This window comes from Candidatus Eisenbacteria bacterium, from assembly GCA_016235265.1.
GTDB lineage: Bacteria > Eisenbacteria > RBG-16-71-46 > RBG-16-71-46 > JACRLI01 > JACRLI01.
This window is the reverse complement of record JACRLI010000019.1, coordinates 34905-51782: the sequence shown is the minus strand read 5'-3', so window position 1 is coordinate 51782 and position 16878 is coordinate 34905. Positions and strand designations below refer to the sequence as shown.

Genomic DNA, 16878 nt, shown 5'->3' with positions numbered 1-16878 from the left:
GACGAGGGACGCGCCCGGACCTTCCGGCACCCGGGCGCGGCGATCAGATGCGCTTGTACACCGCTTCCGGGATCACGTACCGCCGGCGGTTCAGGACCACTCCCAGCACCGGCGTGTCGGTCTTCCGGAGTTCCTCGACCGCCTTCTGGCAGATCTCCCTGCGGGTGCCGGAGGCGTGCACCACGAGCAGGATCCCGTCCATGGCGCCGGCAAGGTAGTGCGCCGTGGGCGTCTGAAGCACGGAACCCAGGTCGAAGAGGACGTAGTCATACTGTTGCGCCACCTGCCGGGTGGCCTCGATCAGCAGCTCCGCGAGCTGCGCGGGGCTGGCGGTGTTCCGGCTGCCGAAGGGCAGCACCTGCAGGTTGGCCAGGGGCGTGCCCCGGACCACGGATGTCACCTGGGCGGGTGAGGCCAGGTCCGACCAGCCGGCCGCGCCGGGATCGGCCCAGGTGCTCGAGATGGTGCGGTCCGTGCCCTCGGCATCCACCATCAGGATGCGCAGCCGGCCGTCGGCAGCCAGCGTGCGGGCGTACCCGAGCACCGTGGTGGTGGCACCCTCCCCACGCACCGAGCCCAGCATGCCCAGCGCAAAGCGGGAGCGCCCGGGCAGCTGCGCCTCCACGCGACGGCGCACGCCGGCCAGCTCGTGCAGGCCCGCTTCGGGGATCACTCCCCATGCCCCCGCCGGGATGTCGGCACCGGATGCGGGCACGAAGCCGGCCGGGGTCCCACCGCCGGCCGGGAACGCACCACCGGCCGGAACTGCTCCGCCGGCCGGAACTGTTCCGCCGACCGGAGCTCCTCCGCCGACCGGAGCTGCGCCGCCAGCCGGGGCCGCGCCTGCGGCCGGCGCCCCGGCGGCGGTCTCCTCCGGGGCGGGCGCGCCCGTGCGTTCCCGCTCGGCCTTCTTCAACGCATCATAGATGCGGCTCATATGCCTCCGCTGGGGACGCATCCGCCGCCGTGACCGGCGCGGGGCGCCCGAGGTCCTTCCACGCATCCACCACCAGGCCGAGATCCAGCTCTTCCTTGCCGTCCACGTAGCCCAGCAGCAGCATGCGGTCCGCGATCATGTTGATCAGGCGCGGAATGCCCCCCGTGTACCGGTGCACCTCTCGGCCCGTCCCCGGGCCCAGCCGCACGCGGCCGCTGCCGGCCACGCGCAGGCGGTTCTCGAGATACGGGCCCACGTCGTCCGGGCCCAGGGGCTGCAGGAGCGCGATCCCGGGCACGCGCTGCCGGAGCTGCCGCAGGTCGCGGCCCTCCAGCATCACCAACAGCTCGGGCTGGCCCAGCAGCACGATCTGGACCAGCTTGTCGCGGCTGGTCTCCAGGTTGCTCAGCATGCGCAGCTCCTCGAGCACCGTGCGCGACAGGTTCTGGGCCTCGTCCACGATCAGCACCACGCTGTGCTTCTGCTGCAGCTGTTCCAGCAGGTACTCATTGAAGGCGATCAGCAGGCCCGCCTTGTCGAGCCCCTTGGTCCGGAGGCCCAGGTCGTGCATCGCCATCGTCAGCAGCTGCTTCATGCTGAGCTTGGTGGTGAGCACGAAGCTCAGGCGGGTGCTGTCCTGGAACTTCTCCGCGACCGCGCGCGCCAGCGTGGTCTTGCCGGTGCCCGCCTCCCCCACCACCACCAGGAAACCCTTGTGCTCCGCCAGCCCGTACGTGAGGTAGGCCAGGGCGTCCCGGTGCGCCCGCGACAGGTACAGGAAGCGCGGGTCCGGGGTCAGGCTGAACGGCTTCTCGCTGAATCCGTAGAAACTCTCGTACACGGCCTATTTCGCCTCGGGCACCGACGCCACCACCGGCAGGCCCAGCACATCCTCCACCTCGCGCACGCTCTTCAGCGAATGGTCCAGGCTGTCCACGAAGAAGGCCAGCCCGATGGACACCGCCAGCGCCAGCATGGGCGCCAGCGCGATCCGGACGTAGTCGTGCTTGTTCATGCGCACCGCCGGTCCGGCGGGCACGAGCAGCGTCGCCGTCCAGTCGGGGGTGGTGGCGCTGGCCACCAGCGCCTGCGACTGGCGCTCGCGCGTCTGCTTGTACAGGTCCTGGGTGAGCTCGATCATCTTGTCCAGTTCCTCGAGGCGCACCCGGGCGCTGGGGTAACCCGACAGCTGGCGGCTGAGCGAGGCCAGCGAGCCCTCGAGCTGCCGCTCCTGGGCCCGGATCACCTGGAGGTTCTGCTCCGCCAGCATCCGGTGGACCCGCGCCTCGCGGCGCAGCTGCGCCTCCACCTCGGCGATCTGGTCCTTCAGCGCGAGCACCTGCGGATGCGTGTCGGAGAACTTGCCGCGCAGTTCCTCCAGGTTCACGCGCAGGTCCTGGAGCGCCTTCTTGAGGTCCACGATCCAGCTGTCGCCGCCGGCCTGGGTGTTGGGCGTGAACGGCAGCTCCACCTCCATGCGCTTGGCGAGGGCCGTCTCGCCCTGCAGCTCCGCCTCGAGCGCCACGCGCTTCGTCCGGATCTGGTCCAGAGACGTCTGCTGCTGCAGCTGGAGCTGCATGATGTTCTTGCGGGTCTCCTCGGGCTCGACCATGTTCTGCTGCGTGAGCAGCGCCTCCTTCATCCGCCTCAGGTTCTGCAGTTCGGTGAAGGTGGAGTCGGTCTCGCGCGCGAAGAAGGCCGCCATGGTGGGGATCGAGAACGCGCGGCGGTGGAATTCCATGAAGGCCTGCGCCAGGGCGTCGGCCACCGCCGGACAGGCTTCGGGCTCGGAGGCCTCGTAGGTGATGTCCACCACGTTGGACTCGCCCACCACGCCCGCGGTGGCGCCGCCGGGGTTGATCTGGAAGCGGCGGCCCGGGCGGGCGTCAAGGATCTGCTGCGCGCGGCGCGTGACCGCGATGCTCTTGGTGATCTCCACCTGCGAGGCCAGCTCCTCCTCGCGGGGCAGGATGGTCACGCCCGCCTCCAGCCCGTTCTCGCGCGTGCCGCGCTTGAGCAGCATCCGCGTGGAGGAGCTGTAGCGCGGCGGAGTGCTGAGGTTCACCCAGGTGACCACCGCGAGGGCCACCGCCGGGATGACCAGCACCACCCACTTCCGGCGAAACAGCACGGTGAGGAAGTCGCGGGGCGTGACCTGGCGGCTCGCGGCCGCGCTGGATGCGTGCGTGGTGTCCATGGCCCCTAGGGTCCCGCGCTCGTGCCGCCGGACTGGCTCGGGCGGTTGGTGTTGGGGTTGAAGAAGAAACGGTCCGGCTGGATGATCTCCCAGCCATGCAGGTAGCCGCTGCTCACCGGGCTGAGCAGGCCGGTGACGTACTGCTCCACGAACAGGTTCAGCTTCCCGATGAACGAGCGCGGCACGTAGGCGATGTCCGTGGGTGCCAGCAGGATGTCCGGGGCGTCCGGGCGTCCTTCGAGGATGCGGGCCACATTCACGCGGCGCGCGTGGACCTGGTAGCCCGGACCGCGGTGCAGCAGCACCACGCTCTTGAGCGTTCCCGAGGTGCGGACGCCCCCGGCGCGCGCGATCAGCTGCAGCAGCGTGATGCTGCCGGAGATCTCCACGGGGCCGGGCACGTTCACCTCGCCCATCACGTAGACCTGGTTGTTCGCCAGCTTGCTGATATCCACCGTGATCTCCGGCCGGCGGTAGAACCGGGCGTACTCGCGCGTCAGGAGGGAGTCCAGTTCGCCCGCGGTCCGGCCGGCGGCGGGCACCTCCTGGAGCAGCGGGACGGTGATCCTGCCGTCGGGCCGCACGACCGCGGTGCCGTTCAGGTCGCGATCAAAGGGGAAGTTGATGGTCAACTCGTCGCCAACCCCGATGCGATAGCCGGGCCCGCCGGACGGCACCAGCGCAGGCACTTCCACGATGGCCTCGGAGGCCTCTTCGCCGGGAACGGAGCCGGAGCGCGCCGTCGGAGCCTCGCCGGCAGGGGCGTCGGCGCCGGGAACCGTCCCGGCTCCGGGAGCGGCCCGACCCGGACGCGACTCGCCCGCGCGGGGGTCCGCGGCGTCGGCGGGAGGCTCGCTGCGCGACCCGGCCCAGCGTGGCGATGCGGCGCTGCCGCAACCCTGGAGCGCCAGGCACAGCAGGACGCCCGCGCACAGCACGGCCAGGGTCCGCGCGTCAGGGCGCAGACCCGCCGGAGTGCGGGCGTGGACGTTCCCGTATTGGTTCATCAGGTTCCTGAGCTACGGCTCGGGTTCGACCGCCTCGAGGGCGGCCTGGGCCGCTCGGCGCGGCCCGCGCTGGCCTTCCATGGCGATTCGCTGCCTAGAACAACGAAAGAAACCGTAGCCAGGTGTCGATTCGAGGTCTCCCCTGGAGCCGGGAGGGCCCGGCCGGAGTCACCCACGGAGGCGAAGCGTCCTTCGGACACCCCACGAAAAGCCGGAAGCCCTAAGTGGTTACGGTCTTCCAAGGCATCGGCAGAATCCCTCTGAAGCTGAACCCGAATCGACTGTGGAGGGCCGACTTGGGAATCCTGGCACCGCAAGGTTCCCTCCCGCGGCGGTCGTGCGAGGGGCGTACCTGCCCGAAGCATAACCAAGCTGCAATCAGACTAGCAGCGCATCCCCTCCCGCGTCAAGGGGAGGCCGTCCGGCATGGGCCCCATCCCGCCTATTTGCAGTTACTTGACCTGCTCGAACCGTGCCAGCTCCGCCAGCGCCAGCCCCGCCACCAGGGGCACCATGATCTCGTGGGGGCCGATCAGCTGGAAGGCGCGCCCCCCGCACTCGCGGGCGGGGCGCTCGAGAAGGTTGACGCGGGTGCGATACTGCGCCTGGAAGTCCATGTTCACAAAGGTCATGCCGTCGGTGTCCGCCCCCACGTTGCGGGCCATGGTCAGGGCCTTCAGGAACACCTCCGGCAGCACCACCGCCGAACCCAGGTTGAAGACCACCCCGCCCGCCGCGCCGGTCAGCACCTGGGCCAGGATGTCCATGTCCTGCAGCGACGTGGCCCCCAGTGCCGCGCCGTCCGCGGCCGGGTGCTGGTGGATGATGTCCGTCCCGATGGCCACGTGCACCGTCGCGGGGATGCCCAGCTCCCAGGCCGCCGCAAGCAGGCTGTGCGCAGCGTGCGCCGCCCCGCGCAGCTGCAGGTCGCGCCCCAGACCTTCCCCCAGGCCGAGGCCGTCGCGATGCGCCGCCGCCGCGGCCCCGTTCATCCACTGGCCCAGCTCCTCCCACATCCCGAAGCGGCCGGTGCGCAGGCCCTCGGCCACGTCTTCGGAGGTGTCTCCGAAGCACGCCAGTTCGTAGTCGTGGATGGCCGTCGCGCCGCTCATGGCGAAGGCGCGCAGGATCCCGCGACGCGCCAGGTCCACCAGCACCGGGCCGCAGCCGGTCTTCACCACGTGCGCCCCCACCAGCGCCACCACCGGCCGGCCGCCGCGGTGCGCCGCTGCCACCGCGCGCACCACCTCCCGCAGATCGTGCGCCGCCAGCACGTCGGGCAGGCAGTCCAGCAGCTCGGCCAGCGGCCGCGCCGGGTCGGGAGTGCGGCCCGCGCCGGCCAGTCCGAAACGGCGGACTGTCCCCGCGCGGCTCAGGGTGGTGAGCCGGGATCGGTCCAGCGGCTTGGAGCGGCCCATCAGTGCGTCCCTCCCGCTTGCGCCGCCGACAGGTCCGCGGTGATGGCCCCCAGGGGCAGCTTGCTGCGCAGCCGCACCGGCAGGTGCCGCGCGTCGGCGGTCATCCAGATCATCATGCGGCCGCGGTGCTTGAAGATGCCGCCGCGGTCCACGCGGGGCTCCACCTTCAGGCACTCGAACTCCCCCGCCTCCGTCCTGACCGTCTCCCGTCCGTACACCCGCACCTGCATCGGGTAGGTGACCTTGTTGGAGTGCGTCTCCAGGTAGTACACGGTGTTTTCGCGCAGCTCCAGGCAGCGGGCCACGTAGAAGGCCGACAGATCGTCCTGCACCGGGCCGGGGATGGGCAGGGTGTCGCCGGACGCGTAGCAGGCGCGCCGCGCGCCGTAGTCGAAGCGCACGTCCTGCTCCTGGTGGTAGCTGCCCTCGTGGAGCCGCTTCTCCAGGCGCCGGCTCATCAGCCCGGCGGAATCCAGGAGCGACTCCACCCGGTCGTTCACGTCGTAGATCTTCCCGAACAGCCCGCCCGAGCGCGCCGTGCTGCGCAGCCGGTAGCAGCGCGCTCCGTGGAACGACTCCACTCCCGCGATGGCCAGGTGCGCCTCCCCCGCGCGGATCACGCCGTAGTGGATCTCGAAGGTCAGGTCCTCGCCCACCTGCAGCGGGCCCGGCCGCTTCGCACCGGCCAGCGTGGCTCGCGCCTCGGCGGTGATGCCGGCCAGCCGCACGCTGTCCGGCGGCGCGGCGGCCTCGTCGTCCCCGCCCCGGTCCGCGCCCAGCAGCGACGCCAGCAGCGCGGCGCCGGCGGCCAGGAAGCACGCCACCGACCACAGCCGGCGCGCCGCCGCGGCCCGATCCCCGGGGCCCCCGCCCGCCGCCCCGCGTGCGGAGCCTTCCCCGGGCAGCGTCGGTCTCATGCCCGGGGCGGCTCCAGCCCGGCCGGGATGCGGGCATCCAGGCCCGCGAGCACATCCGCGTACTTGTAGCCGCTGCCGGTGAGGAAGAGCACCGTCTCGGAGTCCTCGTCCAGGAAGCCCGCCTGTTTCAGCCGCCACGCCGCGGCCACCGCGGCGCCGGCCTCGGGCGCGGGGTAGATCCCCTCGAGGCGGGCCAGCGCCAGCGTGCCCCACAACAGCTCGTCGTCGGACACCGCCACCGCCGTCCCGGCGCTCTCGCGCAGCGCGCGCAGCATCAGGCGATCGCCGACCGCGGCCGGCACGCGCAGGCCCGCGGCCACGGTGAACGGGTCGGGGACGGGGGTGGCCCGCTCCGCCCCGGAGCGGAATGCCTGCACCATGGGCGCGCAGCCCTCGGCCTGGACCGAGACCATCCGCGGGAAGGGCCGGCCCACCAGGCCCAGCTGCTCCATCTCGGCGAAGGCCTTCCACATGCCCACCAGGCCGGTGCCCCCGCCCGTAGGGTAGAGGATGTTCGCGGGCAGGCGCCAGCCCAGGTCCTGGGCCAGTTCGTAGCCCATGGTCTTCTTGCCCTCCAGCCGGTAGGGCTCCTTCAGCGTGGAGACGTCGAACCAGCCTTCCTTCTCGCGCACCGCGGCGAGCGCCCGGCCGCAGTCGGTGATCACGCCGTCCACCAGCACCACCTCGGCGCCGAAGGCGCGGCACTCGTCGGGGAACAGGGCGGGCACGTCGCGGGGCAGGTAGACCCGGGCGGTCATCCCGCCGCGGGCGGCGTAGGCCGTCAGCGCGCTGGCGGCGTTGCCCGCCGAGGGCAGCGCCACGCGCGTGGCGCCCAGCTCGCGGGCGCGGCTCAGCGCCACGGACAGCCCGCGGGCCTTGAACGAACCGGTGGGGTTGCCGCACTCGTCCTTGAGCAGCAGCCGGGAGAGGCCCAGCAACGCCCCCAGCCGCGGGGCCGGGCGCAGCGGGGTGCCGCCCTCGCCCAGGGTGAAGATGTTCGCGGGGTCGGCCACCGGGAGCACTTCGCGCCAGCGCCACAGCCCGTGCGGGCGGGTGGCGGCGTCCGCGCGGGTCAGCGTGCGGCGGGCGCGGTCCAGGTCGTAGCGGGCCAGCAGCGGCGAGCCGCATCCGCACAGCGTCTGCAGGCGGTCGCCGGGGAGGGTCGCCCCGCACTCGGGGCACTCGAGATGGGTGAAGCAGCCGGGCGGAGGCGCACTCACCGCGGCGGCCCCTTCCTCCCACGCCGGGCGAGCCTGGTCACGCCGTCTGCCCGTTCCAGCGCAGGCCGCGGCACGGCCCCAGGGCGGAGACGCGCTGCAGCGCGGGGTCGAGGTGCTCCTGCGCCACGCGCATGACGTCCTGCTCGGTGACGCGCTCCAGGCGGTCCACGACTTCCTCCACGCGCACCCGGCGGCCGAGGTAGATCTCGCTGCGGGCCAGCTGGCTCATGCGGCTGCTCATGCTCTCCAGCCCCAGCAGCAGGCCGCCCTTGGCCTGCGCGCGCGCGCTCTCCAGCTCGCCGGGCAGCAGGCCCTTGTCGCGCAGCAGCCGGTACTCGTCGGCCAGCACGTCCAGCGCGCGCTGGGTCTCCCCCGGCGCGCAGCCCAGCGCCGCGCCGAACACGCCCGCGTCGCGGTGGAAGTCGGTGAAGCTGTAGACGGCGTAGGACAGCCCCTCGCGCTCCCGGATGGCCTGGAACAGGCGCGAGCTCATCCCGCCCCCGAGCACCACCGAGAGCAGCAGCACCGCGTAGCGGTCGGGGTCGAGATAGCCCACCGTGCGGCGGCCCACCACCACGTGCTCCTGCGAGAGATCCTTGACCACCGGTGCCAGGCCCATGGGAGCGGCGGGCGCCTGGTCCTCGCGACGCGGGGCCAGGCCCCGGCGCGGCGACAGGTGGCGCTCGAGCAGGGCCAGCAACTCGTCGGGATCGAACGCGCCGGCGGCGGACACCACCAGGTTCTCGGCGGTGTAGTGGGCGCGGTGCCAGCCGCGGATGACCTCCGCGGTGAGCGCCTGCACGCTGGCCTCGGTCCCCAGGATGGGCCGGCCCAGCGGGTGGCCCTGCCAGATCTCGCCCGAGAAATTCTCGTGGACCAGGTCCTCCGCGTTGTCCTCGAAGGAGCGGATCTCGTCCACGATGACCTTCTTCTCCTTCTCCACCTCCTCGGCGGTCATCCGGGGCCGGGTGGCCAGGTCGGAGACCACGTCCACGGCCAGGCCGAGGTGCTCGGAAAGCACCCGGGCGTAGAAGCAGGTGGACTCGCGCCCGGTGAAGGCGTCCAGCTCGCCGCCGACCGACTCCAGGCTGCGCGCGATCTCGAAGGTGTCGCGGGTCTCGGTGCCCTTGAAGAGCAGGTGCTCCACGAAGTGGGCCATGCCGGCGTCGGCGTCGGCCTCGTCGCGCGTGCCGGTCTTCACCCACACGCCCACGGCCAGGGAGGCCACGGTGGGCACGGTTTCGAGCACCACGGTGATGCCCGAGGGCAGCACGTGGCGCTCCCAGGAGGTTTCCACGTCGGCTTCCCGGGGCCGGGCCCGGGACTTGGATTCGGGTTTCATGGATGGCGATCCGTTTCGGGGGAACCGGGGGGAGGGTGGCGTCAGGCCGCCGGATGAAAGCCGGGCCGCGGGGATGCGCCCCGCGGCCCCGGCCGGGATCCGCGCTTCGCGGGAGGGAGCCGGCGCCGCCTCCCTCCCGCAGCGCTTGTCGGTTACTCCTGGGGCTGCGGGATGCCGGCCTCGGCCAGCTCCGCCAGGGCCTGCTTGCGGGAGAGCTTGATCTTGCCCTCCTTGTCGATGCCGATCACCTTCACCAGCATCTTGTCGCCCTCGGCGCACACGTCCTCGACGCGCGCGACGCGGTGCGGCTCCAGCTCCGAGATGTGCACCAGCCCGTCCTTGCCCGGCACGATCTCCACGAACGCGCCGAAGGTGGTGATGCGCCGGACGGTGCCGGTGAACACCCGCCCGATCTCGGGGTCCTCGGCGATCGCGCGGACCATGGCCAGCGCGGCCTCGCCGCCCTTGCTGTCGTAGCTGGCGATCTTGACGGTGCCGTCATCCTCGATGTCGATCTGCGCGCCGGTCTGCTCGGTGATGCGCTTGATCACCTTGCCACCCGAGCCGATGACCTCGCGGATCTTCTCCGGGTCGATCTTGTGGATCAGGATCCGCGGCGCGTACACCGAGAGCTGCGTGCGCGGCTGCGAGAGCGTCTGCTCCATGATCCCCAGGATGTGCAGCCGGCCCTCGCGGGCCTGGTTCATGGCCCGCTCGATCAGCTCGAAGCCGATGCCCGCGATCTTCACGTCCATCTGGAATGCGGTGACGCCCTCGCGGGTGCCGGTCACCTTGAAGTCCATGTCGCCCAGGTGGTCCTCGACGCCCAGGATGTCGGAGAGCACCGCCACCTTGTCGCCCTCCTTGACCAGGCCCATGGCGATGCCCGCCACCGGGGCCTTGATGGGGCAGCCGGCGTCCATGAGCGCCAGGGAGCTGCCGCACACCGTGGCCATCGAGGAGGAGCCGTTGGACTCGAGGATTTCGGAGACCAGCCGGATGGTGTAGGGGAAGATCTCGTCGGCCGGGATCACCGGCTCGATGGCCCGCTCGGCCAGCGCGCCGTGGCCGATCTCGCGGCGGCCGGGGCCACGCAGCGGCCGGACCTCGCCCACCGAGAACGGCGGGAAGTTGTAGTGGAGCATGTAGCTCTTCCAGGACTGGCCCTCGAGCTCCTCCACCCGCTGCTCGTCCATGGACGTGCCCAGCGTGGCCACCGCCAGCGCCTGCGTCTGCCCGCGCGTGAACAGCGCCGAGCCGTGCGTGCGCGGGAGCACGCCCACCTCGCAGGTGATGGGCCGGATGGTCTTGCTGTCGCGGCCGTCGGCGCGGCGGTTCTCGTCCAGGATGGCGCGGCGCAGCTCGTCGCGCTCGAGGTCTTCCACCAGGCCGTGGATCTTGGCGGTGAAGTCCGGGAAGGCCTCGCCGAGGGCGGCCACGGCCTCCTCGGTGATGCGCTTCATCTCCTTCTCGCGGTCTTCCTTGAGCGCGATGCGGCCGGCGGCGCGCACCGCCTCGGTGCAGCGGGTGCGGATCTCGGCCTGCAGCGCGCCGGTGTCCGGCTTGACCGGGATCGGCCGCTTGGGCCTGCCGCACGCCTCGCGCAGCTTGACCTGCAGGTCGATGATGGGCTGGGCCTGCTCGAAGCCCAGGCGCAGCGCCTTGAGCATCAGCTCCTCGCCCACCTCGCGGCAGCCGCCCTCGACCATGATGATGTTCTCGCGGGTGGCGGCCACCACCACGTCCATCACGCTTTCATCCAGCTGCGCGAACGTGGGGTTGACCACGAACTCGCCGTCGATCATCCCGATGCGCACCACGCCCACCGGCTCGGGGAACGGAATGTCCGAGATCATGAGCGCCGCGGACGCCCCGATGAGGCCCAGGATGTCGGAGTCGTTCTCCTGGTCGGACGAGAGCACCGTGGCGAAGATCTGGATCTCGTAGTTGAAGGCCTTGTCGAAGAGCGGGCGCAGCGGGCGGTCGATGAGGCGGGAGGAGAGGATCTCCTTCTCCGTGGGGCGCCCCTCGCGCTTGAAGAAGCCGCCGGGAATCTTGCCCGCGGCGTAGGTCTTCTCGCGGTACTCCACCGTCAGCGGGAAGAAGTCCTTGGTGGTGGGGTTCTTGTCGGCGACGGTGGCGGCCAGGACCACGGTGTCGCCGTACTGCACGGTGACGGACCCGGACGCCTGCTTGGCCATGCGGCCGGTCTCGATGGTCAGCTTGCGGCCGCCGACCTCGATGGACATGTTCTGAACCATGAGTTCCTCCTGGAACAGCGGTTGGACGGAGCCATCGCCCGCTGGCCAGTAGCCCTCGCGCAGCGCCGGGCGGACCACGCCGGTTGTCGGGGGTCCTGGATGTTGGCGCCTGCGCCGGGGCCTCCGGCCATGAGGTTCGGGCTCCTACACGCCGGTCCCCGGCCGGGAACGTCCCGGCCGGGGAGCCGACGAAGGTGCTTCCTACTTGCGGAGTCCCAGCTCCTTCACGATGGAGCGGTAACGCTCGACTCGGGTAGCCTTCAGGTAGTCCAGAAGCCGCCGGCGTTGACCGACCATCCGGAGCAGACCGCGGCGCGAGCTGTGATCGCGCTTGTGCACGCGGAAGTGCTCCGTGAGGTACTTGATCTTCTCGGTCAGAAGCGCGATCTGCACTTCGGGCGAGCCGGAGTCCATCTCGTGGATCTTGAACTGCCCGATCACTTCGCGCTTCTTTTCCTTGGTTAGGGTCATCTGTGCGTCTCACCTCCCGGGTGTTGATTGCAGGGGGCGCCACACGCCGGTGCAGCAGCCCATGTCCCGCTTTAGACAGAGCATTGTAGCAAAAAACCTTCCACGGACAAGGAGTATTGGAAACTTCATGCGTCAGGGGCCGTGGACGGCCAGCCACTGGCGGGCCCGGACCTCGTCGAGGCGCATCTGCTCCACCAGGTCCGCAGGACTGTGAAACCGCTGTTGCCCTCGATGGAACTCCAGCCATTCCAACAACATCGGCTGATCCCGCAGATTCCCCTCGAAGTCCAGCAGATACACCTCCAGCACCCGCTCCCCCGGCCCGAACGTGGGCCGGGTGCCCAGGCTGACCAGGCAGGGCCGGACGCCGAATCCCCCCGAGGCGCGCCCCATGTACACCCCGTCGGCCGGCAGGTACACCGGCTCGGGCGGCTCCAGGTTGGCGGTCGGAAACCCCAGCCCCGCGCCGACGCCGCTGCCGGAAGTCACCCGGCCCGAGGTGCTGAAGGGCCGTCCCAACAGTCCGGCCACCTCCGTGACGCGCCCCTCGTCCAGCAGGTGACGCACCCGCGAGCTGCTGAGGTGGCCGCCCTCGTCGGAGACCGGCGGCACCTGGATCACCTCGAAGCCCAGCCCCCGGCCCAGTTCCGCCATGCGCGCGGGTGTGCCCTCGCGGTCGCGGCCCAGGGCGAAGTCGGGGCCCACCACCAGCAATTGCGCACCCAGCGCGCCAGCCAGGTAGTCGCGCGCAAAGTCGGATGCGGGCGTGCCGCGCAGGCCGGTGTCGAAGCGCAGCACCCGGAACTCGCGCGCCCCCCACTCGGCCAGGATGGCCGCCTGGGTGGCCGCCGGAGTCAGCGGCGGGCGCTCCGGCGCCAGGCCCAGCACGGTGTCGGGATGCGGGTCGAGGGTCACCACCGTGGGCACCAGGCCGCGGCGCTCCGACTCCGAGGTCAGCCGGTCCACCAGCGCCTTGTGCCCCCGATGGAGGCCGTCGAACACCCCCAGGGTCACGGCCCGGCGTGGCGCGGACGCGTTCACGGCGGGCCCAGCCGGGTGGAGGCGCGCTGCAGCACCCGGCGCAACCGGGCACCGCCGGTGGCGGCATCCGGCTCGGCCACCGCCAGGGGCTCGCGGGTGCCGTCCACCAGCACGAAGCGCATGCCTTCCCCGGAGGGCGCGGGATCGATCAGTTGGTCGGCGCGCGGGGAGCGCCCGAAGCGCAGGTCCCCCAGGTACTCCTCGCGCACGCGCACCGCCGGGGCGTCGCCGAAGGCGCGCCGCAGCGGCACCAGCGCGGCGCGCACCGCCTCCCGCGAGGGCGGCGCCTCCACGGTCACGGACAGCGCGTCCTCCACGCGGTACGGCCCCACGCGGGTGCGCCGCAGCGCTCCCAGGTGGGCCACGGAGCCCAGGGCCGTGCCCAGGTCGCGGGCCAGCGATCGGATGTAGGTCCCGCGCCCACAGTGGACCCGGATCACCACGTCCGGCGGGGCGATCGAGAGCAGTTCCATGCTGTGGACGGTGACCCGGCGGCTGGGCAACTCGAAGATCTCGCCGCCGCGGGCGCGCTCGTAGGCGCGCACCCCGCCCACCTTGAGCGCCGAGTAGCGCGGCGGCACCTGGTCGATCTCGCCGCGGAAAGCCCCGAGCGCCGCCTCCACGGCGGCCAGCTCGAGCGCCGGCACGGGGGCCTCGCGCACCACCGCGCCCTCGGCGTCCTCGGTCTCGGTGGCCGAGCCCAGGCGCACGGTGGCCTCGTACACCTTGCCGGCATCCATCAGCAGCTCCACGAGCTTGGTGCCCTCGCCCACCGCGAGCAACAGCAGGCCGGTGGCCATGGGATCCAGGGATCCGGCATGGCCGGCGTGGCGGCAGCGCGCGGCCCGGCGCACCTTCTCCACCACCTGGTGGGAGGTGAGCCCCGGGCCCTTGTCCACGAGCAGGATGCCGTCCATCTACGCGGTATCGTCCCCGGCGGGTGGTTCTTCGTCGTCCACGGGGCCCGCCCCGGCGGGTGCGGCCGTCCTGGCCGCCTCGTCCGCCTCGGCCGTCTCGCGGAGCAGCTGCTGGATGCGCTGGGCGCGCTCCAGGGAGTGGTCGGCCTTGAAGTGCAGCTTGGGAAGGTGACGCAGCTCGAGCCCGCGGGAGGCCAGCTCGCGCCAGACGAACGCGGAGGCCTCGTTGAGCAGGCGCACCTTGGGCTCGAATTCCTCGGCGGCCACCAGGAAGGACACGAACACCGTGGCATTGCGCAGGTCGGAACCCACTTCCACGCCGGTCACCGTGACCATGCCCAGCCGCGGGTCGCGCATGCGCGAGTCCAGGATGTCGGCCACCTCGGTGCGGATCAGGCCCTCCACTCGCGCCAGCCGGGTGCCTTTCATCAGCGGATGTCCCTTTCGACGTCCAGGATCTCGGCGCGCGGGTCCGACTCCAGCAGCCGCGCCGCGGCGTCCAGCTGGCCGGAGACCCGGTCCCAGTCCCCCGCGACCACGGCTACCGCCAGGGTGGCGCGCTGCCACAGGTCCTCGGCGTCCACCTCGGCCACGGACGCGTTGCAACGCGCGCGCACCCGCTCCTTGAGCGAGTTGAGCACCGCGCGCCGGTCCTTGAGCGACCGGGAGCCCGGCAGGAAGAGCTGCACCTTCAGCGAACCGACAAACATGGCGGGAGCGGGCTTGCCCGCGGGAGCCGGACCGGCCTAGGCCAGCGTCCGGGCGACCTCCTCGAGCTCGTACGCCTCGATGATGTCGCCCTCGCGGTAGTCGGAGTAGCCTTCCAGCGTGATGCCGCACTCGTAGCCGGTGGCCACTTCCCGGACGTCGTCCTTGAAGCGCTTCAGCGCGCCGACGCGCCCGTCGAACACGGACGCCCCGCCGCGCATCAGCCGCGCCTTGGCGTTGCGGAGGATGTTGCCGCTGGCCACGAAGCAGCCGGCCACCGAGCCCGACTTGGACAGGTGGAACACCTTGCGCACCTCGGCCCGGCCCAGGATCGTCTCGCGGATCTCGGGCTTGAGCAGGCCCGACATGGCCGCCTTGATGTCCTCCTCGGCCTTGTAGATGATCTCGTAGCCGCGCACGTCCACCTTCTCGCGCGCCGCGGCGCTGCGGGCGCTGGACTCCACGGGCACGCGGAAGCCGAGGATCACCGCGTCCGAGGCGGCCGCCAGCAGCACGTCCGACTCCGAGATGTTGCCCACGCCGGAGTGGATGATGCGCAGCTTCACTTCGTCGCTGCCCAGCCGGCCCAGGTGGTCGGAGAGCGCCTCGGCGGAGCCGTCCACGTCGGCCTTGATGATCAGGCGCAGCTCGGCCGCCCCGCCCTCCTTCACGCGCTGCGAGATGTCCGCCAGCGTGAGGTGATGGAAGGCGCGCTGCTCCTGCTCGCGCTGCAGCTGGTGACGCTTGGTGGCGATCTCGCGCGCCTCGCGCTCGTCCGCCAGGACCTGGAAGGTGTCGCCCGCGCTGGGCACGCCGGAGAAGCCGGTGATCTCCACCGGCACGGACGGCCCGGCCTCGGAGATGCGGTCGCCGCGGCGGGAGGTCAGCGCGCGCACCTTGCCGTACTGCGTGCCGGCCACGAAGGCGTCGCCGACGCGCACCGTGCCGTTCTGCACCAGCACCGCGACCACGGTGCCGCGCCCGGGCTCCTTGCGCGCCTCCACCACCGTGCCCTTGCCGCGGCGGTCGGGGTTGGCCTTGAGCTCCATCATCTCGGCCTTGAGCAGGATCATCTCCAGCAGGCGTTCCACGCCGGTGCCCTTCTTGGCCGAGACCGGGACCATGATGGTGTCGCCGCCATACTCCTCGGCCACCAGCTTGTGCTTGGTGAGGTCGGCCATGACCAGGTCGGGCCGCGCCACCGGCAGGTCCACCTTGTTGATGGCCACGATGATGGGCACGCCCGCGGCGCGGGCGTGGTCGATGGCCTCGATGGTCTGCGGCATCACGCGATCGTCGGCGGCCACCACCAGCACCACGATGTCGGTGACCTGCGCGCCCCGGGCGCGCATCGAGGTGAACGCCTCGTGGCCCGGGGTGTCGAGGAAGGTGATGGGCTTGCCGTTGACCGACGCCGAGTAGGCGCTGATGTGCTGGGTGATTCCCCCGGTCTCGCCGGCCGCCACGCTGGCGCGGCGAATGTAGTCCAGCAGGGTGGTCTTGCCGTGGTCCACATGGCCCATGACCGTGACCACCGGCGCGCGCGGGGTGGTGTCGGCCGGGACGTCCTCGGCCTCCTCCACCGCCTCGGTGCTGTACTCGGAGACGAACTCGACGCCGTAGCCGAACTCGTCGGCCACCGCCTCGATGGTGTCCTTGTCCAGGCGGCGGTTGATGGTCACCATCACGCCCAGCCGCATGCACGCCGCGATGACCTCCTGCGGCTTCACTTCCATCTGGCCGGCCAGGTCGGCCACGGTGATGAACTCCGTGACCTGGAGGACCTTCGCGTCCTCCTCCACGGCCGTGCCTTCGCCGCGCTCGCGGCGGTGCTTGGCGTGGCCGCGGGCGCCGGCGTCCAGGGACGCCAGCGTGCGCTTCACGTTCTCGGCCACCAGGCGCTCGTCCACCACCCGCTTCTTCTTCTTGGCGCCACGGAGCCGTCCGCCGCGGGCCGGGCCGCGCTGCGGGCCACCGGCCTGCGGGCCACCGAAGCCGGGACGCGGGCCACCGGGGCCGCCGCCACCGGGACGCGGGCTGCCGGAGGGGCCGCCCGGACGCTGGGACGAAGGGCCCTGGGGCCGCGGCGGGCCGCCGGGGCGCGAGGGCTGCGCGGGACGGGGCGCGTGCGCGCCGGCCTGCGGAGCGGAGGCGGGACGGGGCTGCGACGGGCGCGGGGGGGCCGGCGGGGCGGCGGCGGCGGCGGCTGCCGCGGCGGCGCGCACGCGGGCGGCCTCCTTCTCCTTCACCCGCGCCATCTCCTCGCGCGCGGCTTCCACGTCCTTGTTGAATTTCTGCTTCAGGCGCGCCACCACGTCGTCGTCGATCGAGCTCATGTGGCTCTTCACCTCGACGCCGAGGCCGCGCAGCGTCTCCAGCAGCGCTTCGCTGGAGACGTGGAACTCCTTGGCTGCCTCGTATACCCGGATCTTCTTCAACGTG

General features: G+C 71.8%; 15 protein-coding genes. All 15 read right to left on the bottom strand.

Annotated elements, in window-relative coordinates; all coding sequences use genetic code 11:
* Window positions 1–43: 43 nt before the first annotated feature.
* Window positions 44–673, bottom strand: a complete 630-nt coding sequence (locus tag HZB25_11190; protein MBI5837802.1) for a CpsD/CapB family tyrosine-protein kinase — start codon at window positions 671–673, stop codon at window positions 44–46.
* A gap of 247 nt (window positions 674–920) precedes the next feature.
* Window positions 921–1778, bottom strand: a complete 858-nt coding sequence (locus HZB25_11185; protein MBI5837801.1) for an AAA family ATPase — start codon at window positions 1776–1778, stop codon at window positions 921–923.
* A 3-nt stretch (window positions 1779–1781) separates the two neighbouring features.
* Window positions 1782–3134: a hypothetical protein gene (locus tag HZB25_11180; GenBank protein MBI5837800.1), complete on the bottom strand. Its 1353-nt coding sequence runs from the start codon at window positions 3132–3134 to the stop codon at window positions 1782–1784.
* Window positions 3135–3139: 5 nt separating this feature from the next.
* The gene (locus HZB25_11175) at window positions 3140–4141 is read right to left on the bottom strand and encodes a polysaccharide biosynthesis/export family protein (GenBank protein ID MBI5837799.1); all 1002 of its coding nucleotides are present in this window, start codon (window positions 4139–4141) and stop codon (window positions 3140–3142) included.
* Window positions 4142–4593: 452 nt separating this feature from the next.
* Window positions 4594–5559, bottom strand: a complete 966-nt coding sequence (locus HZB25_11170) for a hypothetical protein (GenBank protein ID MBI5837798.1) — start codon at window positions 5557–5559, stop codon at window positions 4594–4596.
* Window positions 5559–6476 carry a DUF3108 domain-containing protein gene (locus HZB25_11165; GenBank protein MBI5837797.1) on the bottom strand — a complete coding sequence of 306 codons (918 nt, stop codon included), beginning with the start codon at window positions 6474–6476 and terminating at the stop codon, window positions 5559–5561. The genes HZB25_11170 and HZB25_11165 overlap by 1 nt, the downstream gene beginning before the upstream one ends.
* Complete coding sequence (locus HZB25_11160) at window positions 6473–7696, bottom strand: threonine synthase (protein ID MBI5837796.1); 1224 nt, start codon at window positions 7694–7696, stop codon at window positions 6473–6475. The genes HZB25_11165 and HZB25_11160 overlap by 4 nt, the downstream gene beginning before the upstream one ends.
* A gap of 37 nt (window positions 7697–7733) precedes the next feature.
* Window positions 7734–9038 carry an insulinase family protein gene (locus HZB25_11155; GenBank protein ID MBI5837795.1) on the bottom strand — a complete coding sequence of 435 codons (1305 nt, stop codon included), beginning with the start codon at window positions 9036–9038 and terminating at the stop codon, window positions 7734–7736.
* A gap of 152 nt (window positions 9039–9190) precedes the next feature.
* Window positions 9191–11299, bottom strand: coding sequence for a polyribonucleotide nucleotidyltransferase (gene pnp / locus HZB25_11150; GenBank protein MBI5837794.1), 2109 nt, complete (start codon window positions 11297–11299; stop codon window positions 9191–9193).
* 201 nt (window positions 11300–11500) lie between these two features.
* Window positions 11501–11770 (bottom strand): 30S ribosomal protein S15, encoded by a 270-nt coding sequence (gene rpsO, locus HZB25_11145; protein MBI5837793.1) that lies wholly within the window; start codon window positions 11768–11770, stop codon window positions 11501–11503.
* Window positions 11771–11902: 132 nt separating this feature from the next.
* On the bottom strand, window positions 11903–12811 hold the full coding sequence (locus HZB25_11140) for a bifunctional riboflavin kinase/FMN adenylyltransferase (protein ID MBI5837792.1): 909 nt from the start codon (window positions 12809–12811) through the stop codon (window positions 11903–11905).
* Window positions 12808–13728, bottom strand: a complete 921-nt coding sequence (gene truB / locus HZB25_11135) for a tRNA pseudouridine(55) synthase TruB (protein MBI5837791.1) — start codon at window positions 13726–13728, stop codon at window positions 12808–12810. Before truB ends, HZB25_11140 begins: the two co-directional genes overlap by 4 nt.
* Complete coding sequence (gene rbfA / locus HZB25_11130; protein MBI5837790.1) at window positions 13729–14157, bottom strand: 30S ribosome-binding factor RbfA; 429 nt, start codon at window positions 14155–14157, stop codon at window positions 13729–13731.
* Entirely contained in the window at window positions 14157–14438 is a 282-nt protein-coding gene (locus tag HZB25_11125; protein ID MBI5837789.1) for a DUF503 domain-containing protein, read from the bottom strand. The genes rbfA and HZB25_11125 overlap by 1 nt, the downstream gene beginning before the upstream one ends.
* A gap of 36 nt (window positions 14439–14474) precedes the next feature.
* Window positions 14475–16874 carry a translation initiation factor IF-2 gene (infB, locus tag HZB25_11120; GenBank protein MBI5837788.1) on the bottom strand — a complete coding sequence of 800 codons (2400 nt, stop codon included), beginning with the start codon at window positions 16872–16874 and terminating at the stop codon, window positions 14475–14477.
* Between the last annotated feature and the right edge of the window lie 4 nt (window positions 16875–16878).